This window comes from Pseudomonas sp. TZ252 (genome assembly GCF_056110345.1).
Genome location: NZ_CM148566.1, coordinates 846,817 through 858,590 on the forward strand (window position 1 = coordinate 846,817; position 11,774 = coordinate 858,590).

Consider the following 11,774-nt stretch of genomic DNA (forward strand, 5'->3'; position numbering starts at 1 on the left):
TGCCGAATCGATGACGGCCCGGCACTTCGGGCGGTTCCTCGCAGGAGAACCCATGTCTTCCGATTTCATTCGATGCGCGTCGCACCCAGACGGCTATGCCGAGTTGGTCATCGACCGGCCGGCAGCCCGCAACGCCCTGTGCCGCTCACTGACCGATGCGATGGCCGCGCACCTCGACAGGCTGGCGGCCGACGCCGCCGTGCGGGTTGTCCTGCTGCGCGCCGAAGGCGAACACTTCGCGGCCGGTGCCGATCTCAAGGAAATGCTGGGCATCAGCGCGGAGCAGGCGCGGGCCACTGACTTCGCCGGTTGCTGCGCGCCGCTGGGCACGTTCCCCAAGCCCGTGGTGGCGCTGGTGCAGGGCTTCGCGCTCGGCGGCGGCTGCGAACTGGTCGAGATGTGCGACATCGTGCTGGCGGCCGAGAACGCCGTGTTCGGCCACCCGGAGGTTCGCGTCGGCACCATGCCCGGTGCGGGCGGCACGCAGCGCCTGCCGCGCCTGCTCGGCATGGCCAAGGCGCTGGACCTGCTGCTGACCGGGCGCCGCATGGACGCCCGCGAGGCCGAACGCAGCGGGCTGGTCTCGCGCATCGTGCCCCCCGATCACCTGCTCGAAGAGGGCCGCCGGCTCGCCGCCGACATGGCGTCGCTGTCGGGTGAGGTGCTGGTCCTGATCAAGCAGGCCGCGCGTGCCAGCGCCAGCCTGCCCATGGACGAAGGACTGCACCGCGAGCGGGCCACCTTCCACCACACCCTTTCGCTGCCCGACCACGAGGAAGGCATGCGTGCATTCCTGGAGAAGCGGCCACCTCGATTCAACCCCCTCTCCACTGCAAAGGAACCTTAGAACGATGACCCAAGCCGCCCCATCCTTGCCGCTCGATCCCCAGGTCGAGCGAATCGTCCGCGACAGCTTCGCCCGCCAGGGCCTGATGCACCACCTGGGCGCCGAACTGCACGAGGTTGCGCGCGGGCGGGTCAGCATCCGGTTGCCGTTCCGCGAAACCCTCACCCAGCAGCATGGCTACTTCCATGCCGGCGGCACCAGCGCCATCGCCGACTCGGCCGGTGGCTACGCGGGCTTCACGCTGTTTCCACCGGACAGCTCCGTGCTGACCGTCGAGTTCAAGATCAACCTGCTCGCCCCCGCGCAGGGCGACTACCTCGAAGCGGTCGGCACGGTGGTGCGCTCCGGACGCACCCTGACCATCTGCCAACTCGAAGTCTTCGGCGTCACCGAGCAGGGACGGGCCCAGGTGGCGCTCGGCCAGCAAACCCTGATCTGCCTGCAGGGCAAGCAGGATCGATGACGTTTCCGGTGTCCGCGCAAGGATGCGCTCGGCGGCCAGTGCCGCCATTCATGAAGGAGAACCCATGACCCCAACCTCGACCCAAACCCTCGGGACCCTCGACACAACCCGCTGGCTGCGCGGACAGTCCAACGCGACCAAGGTGCTGGCGGTGCTGTTCGGCACCCTCGTGCTCACCGCGTCGTCCCACGTCAGCGTGCCTATGGTGCCGGTGCCAATGACCATGCAGACGCTGGCCGTCACGCTGGTCGGCGCACTGTACGGCTGGCGCCTGGGTGGCCTGACGATCCTCGTCTGGCTGGCCCAGGGCGCGCTCGGCTTGCCGGTGTTCGCCGGCGGCACGGGAGGTCTGGCGCGCTTCCTGGGACCGACGGGTGGCTACCTGCTGGCTTTTCCCGTGGCCGGCGCGCTGACCGGCTGGCTGGTCGAACGCGGCTGGCATGGCGGGCGCGTCGTGTTGGCCTTCGCGGCGATGCTGATCGGCAACGCCCTGTGCCTGCTGCTCGGCGGCGCCTGGCTGGCCGCGATGGTTGGCGTGCAGAAAGCCATCGCCGTGGGCGTGGCCCCCTTCGTCCTCGGCGGCGTGCTCAAGTCGGTGCTTGGCGCTGCGCTGCTCAAGGCCATCGACAGCGGTACCCGCAAGGCGGCGCACCGATGATGCGCGTCCCGGACCGGCCCGGCACATCATGATGAACGCCCTCGATGCGGAGCAGGCGCGGCGCTTTGCGCAGGCGTGGCTGCCTGCCTGGACCGGCAACGATCCCCAGCGGCTGGCTGCCTTCTATTCGGAGGATGCCTTCTATCTCGACCCTGCCGTACCCCAAGGGCTGCGGGGAAAGCCCGCGTTGCTGGGTTATTTCGAGCGCCTGTTGGCGCGCAATCCGGCGTGGGTCTGGACGCAGGTCGAGGGCATCCCCATGCAGGATGGCTTCCTCAACAAATGGTGTGCCGACATCCCGGTCGGTGGCGAGGTGTTGACCGTGGTCGGCGTATGCCTGGTACAACTGGACCATGCGGGCAAGATTCGCCGCAACGAAGTGTATTTCGACCGCAGCGAGTGGATGACCAGGATGGGAGCGGCATCGAAGCGGGATCGGGACGGAGGGCCATGAGCGAGCAGCAGGCAGGGAGCGTTTGGTGGACAAGGATCTACGTCTTCGTGGTGGAGCCGGTGCTCCTGGTGTCGGGCCTGACGCTGGTGCTTGCGTTGCTGTCGTCCCTGCGCGCGGACCCTGGCCCCGCCAGACTGGCTGCCGCCGTCTTCCTCGTCACCTCCGTCATGGGGCTCATGGTCCTGGTCCGACAGTATGGACGCCGCCTGCGCTGGCGAGGCAGGCACATGCCCTTGCCCCGCTTCCCGGCGACGCTGCGCATTCCCATCGCGCGCGCCGCGTGGTGGGAAGTGCTGGTCATGGGCATGGGGATCGTGTTCCCTCTGCTGGTCGTCGTGCTGCCTCCCCTCGTCAAGGACATCCACGAGACGGACCCTGTCGTGCTCGCTCTTGCGCTGGGCGGTGTCATCCTGGCCGTGGCGCTCACACGTGCGATCGTGCGAACACTCGTGCGGCGGTTGCGTCGCCTCGACCCACCCGCCGACCTCGTGGCCGATGCCCTCGGCCTCACGCGCGAAGGCCCCCAGCGGGCCTTCGTTCCCTGGCAGGCAATACAGTCCATCGAACATGCGAAGTTCCGCATCTGGAACTCGCACCTGCACCTACTGGCGCTGAAAGTCGATGATCCGCATCGATATGGCTTGGACACCGGTCGCTTCCAACGGCTGATGCTCAGGGGCACCACCGACGAACGCGGCATGAACGTCGGGCTCATCAACCTGAGCGGCTACATGCCTTCGCCATCGGACAGCGTGCGCGCCCTCCGCGACTACTGGGCCTCGGCGAGGCCATGACGGCGACCACGGACCGCCGTGCCGGCGGCGTCGGCGGCCCCCACTGAACGAGCGTCCGGCCTGTCCGGCGATGCAACCAGATCGAGCGCCGACAGCAGCGCATCGCCCTCGACCGGACCGTGCAGCAGCAGCGTTTTCCCGGTCAGGCCGTCGTCAAGCCGCACGGTGGGCGTGGCGTTGATGCCGCTGCGCAGGGCCTCGTCGGCCTGCGCGCGAACGATGGCTGCGGGGCGGTCGCTGTCCAGGCAGGTCCGCATGGCGGTCGTCAGACCTGGCCAGGCCTGATCGGTGGGCAGCCCCTGGCCATCACCGCGGGTGTTTTGGTAGAGCCAGGCGATGGCATCGAAGAAGGCCTCGTGGCCTTGCGCTTCTCCTGCGCACTCGGCCACGCGGGCCAGCCGACTCGCCTCGGGATCGTGCATCGCCAGCGGCAGGTGATGCCACCGCAGGCTGGCCTCGGGGTGGGCATCGATCCAGGCCATCAGGGTCGGGTAGTAGGCCTTGCAGAACGGACACTCCAGGTCGGCGTACAGCGTCAGCGTGAAGCGCGCATCGGCTGGGCCGTAGCGCCAAGGTGGGCCGGCCGGATGCGCCTGCGCGACCTCAGCCCCCGTGCGCGGTGCCGGCGCACCGGGCGTGCGATACAGGAGCCATCCCAGCAGGCCGGCTACAAGGATGCCAGCGACCACCCAGGACAGCCGTGGGAGGCGCCCGGCGCGCTTGCGAAGGGCCTGGGATCGGCTTGGCAAGGAGGTTCGCTTCGATGACATGAGGCGCTCCGGTCATTTCGGCAGGAACAGCGGCGGCGATGCGATGCCACGCGCCTGGTCGATCTTTTCGGCCACCTTGAAGGCGGCATCCAGTTCGCCGATGCCGTGCTGGCGCATGAGCTGGTAGCGTTCGGCCTTCTCTTCCGGCTCGGTCTGCGCAAGGGCCAGATAGAGGCTGGGCGGCACGGCGCGGAACAGCACTTCCATCGACTTGGACAGGATGACGCCCTCGCTGAACTTGCCCGCCTCCTTGCGCGCGGACAGCATCAGCGCCTTCTGCGCGGGCGAAAGTTCGCGGAACCGGGCGATCTTCTCCACCTCGTCGGGCGGCATCGACAGGCAGATCCACCACTCGATCATGTTGAGCATGGGCTCGGCGGCCTTGGGCAGGTCGTCGATGTTCTGCGTCGCCAGCCAGTACCACGCACCGAGCTTGCGCCACATCTTGGTGATCTTGACCACGTAGGGCGCGAGCAGCGGGTTCTTGGTGATGATGTGGCCTTCGTCGGTGACGTTGATGATCGGCCGGCCCAGGAACTGGTCGCGTTCGGCGATGTTGTTCACCGTGTTGATGAGGCTGATGTAGGCGATGGAGAGCTGCGCGTTGTAGCCCTCGCGCGCGAAGGTGGCCAGATCCACGATGGTGATGTCCGCCTCGGGCCAGGGCGTGCCCGGACGGTCGAACATCTCGCCGTCTGCGCCCTGGCAGAGCATGTCCATCGCATCGGCCATCTCCAGCAGCCGCGCGCGCCGGGCATCCGGCAGGTTGGCGTCGCGGGCGCGTTCGCGCAGCGCGTCGCGCACGTCGCGGGTCAGCACCGTGCGCGCCTGTGCCACGCAGCGCTGGGCGGCGCCCAGGATGCACTGGCGAATAAGGCTGCGGTCGGCGCGCGTCATGCGCGCTTCCTCCTTGTCCTCGCCGCCGGTGATCATCAGCCGGGCGGTGATTTCGAGTTCGCCGAGCACGTCGCGCTGGTCATCCCCGTCGTCGGCCTGATGGGTGTCGCCGTCCTCGTCCAGAGCGTCGGCATCCAGCGTCTGCACCTGGCCCGGTGTATCGACCAGGCGCCAGGCATCGGCGAATGGCGCCAGGCTCACGCCCGCGCCGGGTGCCAGCTTCACGCGATGCACGCTCAGGCCCAGCCGAGCGGCGAAGTCACCGAACAGGCCAAAGCTGTTGCCGGCCTCGACAATGAACAACCTGGGCCGGTAGATCGCCGTGACCTGGTTGAGGATGTTGTTCAGCGTGGCGCTCTTGCCGGAGCCGGTGGGGCCGAAGAGGAACAGGTGGGCGTTCATCTGCCGGTCGAGCCGGTTCAGTGGATCGAAGGTGATCGTGCCGCCGCCCCGGTTGAAGAAGGTGATGCCCGGATGGCCGGTGCCCTGGCTGCGCCCCCACACCGGCGCCAGATTGACCGCGTGCTGCGCGAACATCAGTTGCGTGTACCACTGCCGCTTGTCCGCCGCCGGGTCGAACAGACAGGGCAGCCAGCGCAGGTAGGTGTTGAGCGGGGCCACCTCGTCCTCTTCGCGCACCGGTTGCAAGCCCGCATTGAGCATGACATTGACCAGTTGCAGGCTGCGGGCGTCGAGCTGCGCCATGTCGCGGCCGCGCAGGTAGAACGCCAGCGTGCCCCGGTACAGCTTGTGCGCGCTGCCGATGAGGCCGCGGGCCTGCTGCACGTCTTGGCGCGCCTGTTCGCTGGCGAGCGTCTCGCCAACCGCCTTGCGGGCCAGGTGGTTGAGGTGCGCCTCCAGCACATCCTGCGGCGTGGCGACCAGAGTCAGGCACATCACCGTGTCCTCAGGCATCTGGTCGAACAGCGCGTTCATCGCATCGCCGCCCTTGCGTGTCTCGCCGGTCACGTGTCCGGTCGCGGGCGGCGAGCGCAGGCGGTCCATGACGATGGCCCGGTGCGGCATGCCGTCGAAGAACCACAGGCCGCGGGCGACATCCGAGCGCGGCTGACCGAAGAACAGGCGTTGTGCGAAGTCGCCGCTGGCCAGTTCGATCTCACCTTCTTCCCGTTCCTCCGGGTAGCGGGCGAGCGCGTAGAAACGTTCCCGGTCTTCGGCCGTGCTGCCCAGCGCGCCGGGATTCGGGTTGAACCAACGCAGCAGCCAGTCGTGAATGTCCGCCGCGCCAAGGCGCCGGGCCTTGACGCCGGCATTCGCCAGGCCGCCGACCAGGCGGTCGCAAATCGTCGCCAGGGCCTGCTCGGGCGATTGCCCCCGCCGGGCCGATGCGGCGTCCGGGGTGCGCCGATAAACCACCATGCGCACGCGCCGGGTCTGGCCGCGCCACGGCAGGCGTGTGACCGTGGTGTCCTCGAACAGGCCGCCCGGCTTCGCGATCGCGCGCAGGTGGTGCCCGAAGAAGCGCAGATAGAACTCGCTGAACGCGCTGCCCTGCGCGCGTGGATGCAGGTACGCCCCCAGCGTGCGCAGGTAGTGGTCCCAATCGGCTTCGTCCTGCGCGTAGAGCTGCACCACCCACGGGTTCTCGTCCAGTTCGTCGAAGGAGTCCTGCAGCGCATTCTCCAAGGCATCGCGGGCCTGCCACAGCCAGGCGGTCTCGCGCCCTTCGGTAGCGATCGGCTGCAACTCGAAGAACGCCGCCACCGATTGGCCATCTTCGAGCAGCATGCTCTTCGTGGCCGGCAGGTACTCGACCCAGGGCAGCAGGTCGGCGAAAGACGGCGCCACGTCATAGAGCGCCGCGTGGTCGGCCCGCGTCGCGGGTCGCCGATGATTCGACCCAAGGGCGGCGCCAGGTGCGTCGATGCCGTGCGCAGCGAGGCGGTCGACATGCCGCGTCCAGGCGTCCGGCTCGATGTCGGCCTGGACTGGCCTGGGGGCCGGACGACGCGGCCACGGCAGTCGCCAGCCCATCAGTAGTCCTCCAGCCGTTCGCCCGGCATCGCGTACTGCACGCGCTGGTAGAGCGGGAAGACGGTGCTGTAGCCGGGCACCGGTACCGGGTCGGTGCCGGCCAGGTGCGGAAAGACATACATCACCAGATCGGGGTTTGGCAGTCGATGGAACTGTCGCTGGATCTCGTTCGCTGCGGTGCGGGTGTAGGCCGCTTTCCGGGCGGGCGCCGCGAGGGTGTCAGCGTCGGCCGGCGGGCGGCGCAGGCCCTGGCGTGCGTCGAGCAGCAGGCGGCCGGCCTGGCCGCCGCTGTAGCCGCCAGTCTCGTGCTGCCAGATGTCCAGCATGGTGTGCTCGCCCCGGGGCAGCAGCTTTTCCGAGCTGGTGGCACAACCCGCGAGAACCGCGGCGGCGAGGAGGACAAGGGGGCGGTCAATCCAGGTCCGACGCATGCGCTTCTCCCATGAGGTGATTCACCCGGCGCCCCTTGGCGTCGTGGTCGATGGCGATCGGCTGCTCCAGGTGCACGGCCACCCTGGCGCCGGGCTGCACGTAGACCGCAGCGAAGGCCTGACCGTAGAGCTTGTTGACCCAGTCGGCCATGTCGCGCACGCCACCGGCCAGGATGCGGCCCATGGCCTCGTTGCCCGAAATGCCGACCGTGCCCAGCGAACCGTTGTTGTTGGCGACCACGGCCACGCTGCCGTTGTCGGAATTGATGAGCGAGGCGGCGCCTGCGCCGGCCGCGGTGATCAACGCCTGCGATCCCAGGTACTGCTGGGCATTGCTGCGGCGCTCGCCCGAGACGCACGGGATGCCGTAGGGATCGCTGATCCAGCCCAGGCCATCCAGCAGACTGGTGCTGTTCTGGCTTCGACTGCGCTTGCCGTCGTCCTCCGGCACCGTGCGGATGGTGCCGTCGCTGAACACGAAGGTGATGGAACGGATCTGCCCACGCACGCACGAGAGCGTCCAGTCGCCCGAGGCCGTGCCGCTCACCACCGCACCGGCCACGTCGGGAATATCGATGCCGTTGGCCGCCAGGTTGTCGGCCCCGATCAGCACCTTGAAGGGAAACGGGTCGTTGACGGTGCCGTCGATGGGGATGCGACCGATCAACGCGGTCATGGCGACCGAGCCCATCAGCGTGGCGTTGGTGGGCAACGTATAGACCGCCTGGGTGGTGCCGCCAACGGCCTGCGCCGTCCTGTCGCTGACGGCCTCCGCCGCGGCCGAAAGCTCCGGCGAGGCCGGGCCGAAGCTGGAGGGAAAGGCGGGCAAGCGCAGGCTGCTCGAACCGCCCTTGGGATCGGGCCGGGCGTCATCCGGTTCGATCCAGCGCATGCCGCCATCCTTGAGCGGCAAGCCGTCATGCCCGTCCAGTCCAAGGCCGATCGGCAGGTCGGCGGCACCGCCCTTGCCGGACAGCCCGTCCAGGCGGCGCTGCAATTCCTGCATCAGCCCTTGCGTCTGCTGCCGGTCGCTGGCGGCCTGGGTGCGCTCCTGCTCCAGGCGGCGGCGTTCGCTGTCGAGGGCGTTCTGGATGCGCTGGTCGATCGCACCCTCGCGGGTACGCAGGCGCTCGTTCTCGGCCTTGTGCTGGCGGTTGTCGCTCAGCGCGGTCTGCAGCTCGGTGCGGAGCTGCTTGACCTGCGCGACCAGGGTGGCGACGGTATCGCGCGGGGTGTCGCCCGCGATGCCGAGCGCCTTCATTTCTTCGGGAGTGAGCTGCCCCGGGACATCCTGCTTGTCAGGTGCAGCGTCACTGCCTGAGAACAGCCTGGCACCGACGAACACCAGCAACAATGCCATCGGAATCAGCAGCCACTTCAACAGGGGATTACTCCTCATCGGACGTCCTCCCCGCAGTGGCGGCCGGCGGCAAGTTCGTGCCGGCATCGATGGGGCCGAGCACCGGCATCAGGGACTCGGCCAGGCCACGGCCGCGCGTGACTAGATAGACCACCGTGGTGTCGGTCGAAGCGCCCGCCGGCCCCAGGTCGGGATGCTGGAAGGTCGCGGCCACGAAGTCGCCTTGCAGCACCCTTGGATCGAGATCGATACGGTGCGGCGAGGTGTTGGTCAGGCGGACCGCGGTGACCCACTGGTCTTCGAGTCGCCAGGCCGCCAGCGCCCGCGCCTTGAGCGGCAGCGTTGGCAGCAGTGTGTCCAGCGCGAGCGGGCGCCGCAGCGGCACGCGCCCGATGCCGGCCACGGGCTCGACGGTGCGCAGCGGTGCGTAAAGGTTCTGCGCCGCGTAGCGCGTCAGGACAACGGTTATCGGCGTCTGCCGACGCCTGGCGGGTTGCGCTGCTTGGGTCGGACCGGCGGCAGTGTCACCGCTGGCATCCTCGGCGGCGTCCTGCAGGACGATGCGTACAGGCTCCAGCGGCGGCTCGCCTTCCCGGGCGTCCGTGGCTGCGATGTCGACCAGCACGATGGCGCCGGATTCCACGTCCTGCAGCTGCAGCCGCGTCGGCGCGATGGCCTCGCTGGCGCGCAGGTAGATGGCGCCGCCCGCGCTCTGCACGCGCAGCCGCTCGCCCAGGCTCGGGGGCAGGCCGACACGCACGTTGCGGTCGATGAAGACCACGCGCTCCTGGCCGACGACCAGCGGGACGGCCAGCGGCAGCCGCTGCCAGCGCAGGATCTCGATGGCATGGCTGTCCGGCACCAGGCCGAAGCCGAGGGCCAGGCTCGCCACGATGATGAAGACGTGGTGTTTCATGGGTTGCCTCCCTGCGAAAGGCCGCCGCCGGGCGTGCCGGACGGTGGCGCTGCCTCGATGCGCAGCGGCGCGCCGTCATAGCAGTCCAGCGCAAGGCCGAAGGGGTTGTGCTGGGGGTCGACGTCCAACCGCACCACTTTCAGCGGATAGCGCACCAGGGCCCGCTTGACCTGCTCGGCGCCGTAGTACTCGTCCGCGCTGACATCGAGCGTGACGATCCAGTCGCGGCTGGAAACCGTCTTCACCCGCATCGCGGGGTTGTCGCCAAAGCCGCGCCCCGGAATCTCGTAGATGCCGCGCACCCGCTGGCGCAGTTCGCCACTGCTGCGCCGGTACTCGTAGTCCTGTCGCAGGAAGGCCTGGCAGGCCGGTGTGAAATAGGCCGACAGCGCGTGGAGGTTGCGCGGGTAGTCCTGTTCGCCATCCGTCGGCCAACGTTGTACCTGCTGCCAGACGTAGAAGGCGAACGCATAGACATTCTCGGGCGGCACATCCCACCAGGCGCGGGTGCTGCCCGAGCGCAGATCGGGGGGCACGTGGATCGTCAGTTGCCTCGGCGCACTCCACCAGCCGAAACCGAGCAGCAGCGCCACCACGAACAACGCACCGGCGCCCAGGCGCAGCGTGCGCACATGGGCCTGCAGGTGATGGACTTCGTTCCTGAAACGGCTCATGAGGCGGCTGCTCCGCGTGAGCGCCGGGTGGTCCAGTACCCCGACCGCGTGATGAGACGGTGCCCACCGAGCCAGGACGCTGCCAGCGGATGGCGCAGCGCCAGGCGCCACTGCAGTTGCCGGTACAGCCAGGTGTCCGGGCGGCCGCGCTTCTGCCGGCGCAGGAAGCCGCCACCACCGAACACGCCAGCCGCCACGCCGGCCACGATCAGGGTCGGCACCATGGCGACGCTGTGCGTGGCCCAGGCCAGCGGCACGCCGGCGATGAACCCCGCCACCGCGGACAGACCGGCGCAGATCCAGAGCTCGTCGGCGGTCAGGCCCCTCACCACCACGGGCTGGCGGTTTAGCCTGTGCGGCAGGAAGGTCACCAACCCGTCACGCGCGATATCGTTCAAGGCAGCCATCGCCGCTCAGAGCACGCCAGTGGCCTTGGTCAGCAGCCAGATACCGACCACCAGCAGGATCGCACCCACGGCCACGGTGAGGCCGAACTGGCCCCAGGTGGCGCGACCGGTATGGATTTCCGAGTAGCGCGTATAGGCGTGGTAGCACACGCCGACGAACATCGAGGCGACCACGAGGAGCGCGATCAGCAGCACGATGTCATAGCCGTAGTTCTGCAGCGTCTGCATGATGCCGCTGCCCTGTCCGCGCGAGGGGTCCTCGATGGTCGGCAGGCCCTGCGCCCGGGCCATCAGCGGCAAGCCCAGCAGCATCAGTGGCGCGAGGATGGTGGTGGCAACGCGATGGGGAATCGGATGGGTCTTCATGGCGGTCGGGCCTTTCGTGGTGGTCAGGACAGGAGGAAATAGGTCAGCACCAGGTACATCGCAACGAAGCGCACGACGACACCCAGGAACTGACGCTGGGACAGGCGCTGCTCGGCCCACCCGGTGTAGGCGGTACGCATGGCCCACACGCCCCACAGGAGCAGGACGGCGAACACGAGGCCGAGCACCACCGTGGCCACGGCGGCGGGGGCGAAGCCGCCATTGGCCTGGAAGGCACTGACCTGGGCGGCGTTCATCGGGGTGCATCCTCGTCGGAGGGCGGGCTGGACTGGCGGTAGTCACCGGACAGCTCGACCGGGTCGCGCGGCTGGGCGCGCGGCGGCGTCAGGTAGTCCTGGATGCCCGCCCGGACGCGCTGAAGATCCTCGCGCAGGCGGGCATGGTCGAAGTGGTAGCGGGCGCGCTGCTGCGGAGCGGTATGGGCGGCGTGCTCGGCGAGGCGGTCGATCAGATCGAGCTGGCGCGCGAGGGTCGCCAACTGCGCATGCTCTGGGGAGGCATCGCCCGCTGACGCGGGCGTGGCATTGGTCAGCGCGACGGCTAGGACTAGGGCCAATGCCGGCGCGCGGCGGCAGTCGGTCGTTGGTTTGCCTGTGGTCGTCATCACGCCATTCCGCAGTCGTCTGGATGGCGGAATGCTGCGGTGGTCGGCTGGAACCTGCCGCAAACAATCGGAATCGGCAGGGTGCCGGATTTACGTTCGTGGTTGGCGTGGCGCGGT

At 68.7% G+C, this 11,774-nt stretch carries 15 protein-coding genes; 5 read left to right on the forward strand and 10 right to left on the reverse strand.

The window, feature by feature from the left end; genetic code table 11:
- The first annotated feature begins 52 nt into the window (after positions 1-52).
- The 5 genes from ACYAF3_RS04000 (at position 53) to ACYAF3_RS04020 (ending at position 3,216) form a co-directional block, all read left to right on the forward strand.
- A complete protein-coding gene (locus ACYAF3_RS04000) occupies positions 53-847 on the forward strand; it encodes an enoyl-CoA hydratase/isomerase family protein (protein ID WP_474727501.1) in 795 nt (264 codons plus the stop codon).
- A 4-nt stretch (positions 848-851) separates the two neighbouring features.
- Positions 852-1,310 carry a PaaI family thioesterase gene (locus ACYAF3_RS04005; protein WP_024889590.1) on the forward strand — a complete coding sequence of 153 codons (459 nt, stop codon included), beginning with the start codon at positions 852-854 and terminating at the stop codon, positions 1,308-1,310.
- 64 nt (positions 1,311-1,374) lie between these two features.
- A complete protein-coding gene (locus tag ACYAF3_RS04010; RefSeq protein ID WP_217980118.1) occupies positions 1,375-1,968 on the forward strand; it encodes a biotin transporter BioY in 594 nt (197 codons plus the stop codon).
- A 28-nt stretch (positions 1,969-1,996) separates the two neighbouring features.
- Positions 1,997-2,422 (forward strand): nuclear transport factor 2 family protein, encoded by a 426-nt coding sequence (locus ACYAF3_RS04015; RefSeq protein ID WP_245217913.1) that lies wholly within the window; start codon positions 1,997-1,999, stop codon positions 2,420-2,422.
- On the forward strand, positions 2,419-3,216 hold the full coding sequence (locus ACYAF3_RS04020) for a hypothetical protein (protein ID WP_474727504.1): 798 nt from the start codon (positions 2,419-2,421) through the stop codon (positions 3,214-3,216). The genes ACYAF3_RS04015 and ACYAF3_RS04020 overlap by 4 nt, the downstream gene beginning before the upstream one ends.
- Here the strand turns inward: ACYAF3_RS04020 and ACYAF3_RS04025 are convergent.
- The 10 genes from ACYAF3_RS04025 to ACYAF3_RS04070 are packed head-to-tail and all read right to left on the reverse strand — an operon-like array spanning position 3,192 to position 11,657.
- Positions 3,192-3,986: a DsbA family protein gene (locus ACYAF3_RS04025; protein WP_474727506.1), complete on the reverse strand. Its 795-nt coding sequence runs from the start codon at positions 3,984-3,986 to the stop codon at positions 3,192-3,194. The two genes, ACYAF3_RS04020 and ACYAF3_RS04025, sit on opposite strands and share 25 nt — an antisense overlap.
- Before the next feature lie 12 nt (positions 3,987-3,998).
- Positions 3,999-6,878, reverse strand: a complete 2,880-nt coding sequence (locus ACYAF3_RS04030) for a conjugative transfer ATPase (RefSeq protein ID WP_474727508.1) — start codon at positions 6,876-6,878, stop codon at positions 3,999-4,001.
- Positions 6,878-7,309 (reverse strand): TIGR03751 family conjugal transfer lipoprotein, encoded by a 432-nt coding sequence (locus ACYAF3_RS04035; RefSeq protein ID WP_474727510.1) that lies wholly within the window; start codon positions 7,307-7,309, stop codon positions 6,878-6,880. Before ACYAF3_RS04035 ends, ACYAF3_RS04030 begins: the two co-directional genes overlap by 1 nt.
- Positions 7,290-8,708, reverse strand: a complete 1,419-nt coding sequence (locus tag ACYAF3_RS04040; RefSeq protein ID WP_474727512.1) for a TIGR03752 family integrating conjugative element protein — start codon at positions 8,706-8,708, stop codon at positions 7,290-7,292. Before ACYAF3_RS04040 ends, ACYAF3_RS04035 begins: the two co-directional genes overlap by 20 nt.
- Positions 8,698-9,585 (reverse strand): TIGR03749 family integrating conjugative element protein, encoded by an 888-nt coding sequence (locus ACYAF3_RS04045; protein ID WP_474727514.1) that lies wholly within the window; start codon positions 9,583-9,585, stop codon positions 8,698-8,700. The genes ACYAF3_RS04040 and ACYAF3_RS04045 overlap by 11 nt, the downstream gene beginning before the upstream one ends.
- Positions 9,582-10,259 carry a PFL_4703 family integrating conjugative element protein gene (locus ACYAF3_RS04050; protein ID WP_474727516.1) on the reverse strand — a complete coding sequence of 226 codons (678 nt, stop codon included), beginning with the start codon at positions 10,257-10,259 and terminating at the stop codon, positions 9,582-9,584. Before ACYAF3_RS04050 ends, ACYAF3_RS04045 begins: the two co-directional genes overlap by 4 nt.
- Complete coding sequence (locus tag ACYAF3_RS04055; RefSeq protein ID WP_009463352.1) at positions 10,256-10,666, reverse strand: TIGR03750 family conjugal transfer protein; 411 nt, start codon at positions 10,664-10,666, stop codon at positions 10,256-10,258. The genes ACYAF3_RS04050 and ACYAF3_RS04055 overlap by 4 nt, the downstream gene beginning before the upstream one ends.
- Positions 10,667-10,672: 6 nt before the next feature.
- Entirely contained in the window at positions 10,673-11,032 is a 360-nt protein-coding gene (locus ACYAF3_RS04060) for a TIGR03745 family integrating conjugative element membrane protein (protein WP_009463354.1), read from the reverse strand.
- Positions 11,033-11,055: 23 nt separating this feature from the next.
- Positions 11,056-11,289, reverse strand: a complete 234-nt coding sequence (locus ACYAF3_RS04065) for a TIGR03758 family integrating conjugative element protein (RefSeq protein WP_009463356.1) — start codon at positions 11,287-11,289, stop codon at positions 11,056-11,058.
- Positions 11,286-11,657, reverse strand: a complete 372-nt coding sequence (locus ACYAF3_RS04070; RefSeq protein WP_134235660.1) for an integrative conjugative element protein, RAQPRD family — start codon at positions 11,655-11,657, stop codon at positions 11,286-11,288. The genes ACYAF3_RS04065 and ACYAF3_RS04070 overlap by 4 nt, the downstream gene beginning before the upstream one ends.
- Between the last annotated feature and the right edge of the window lie 117 nt (positions 11,658-11,774).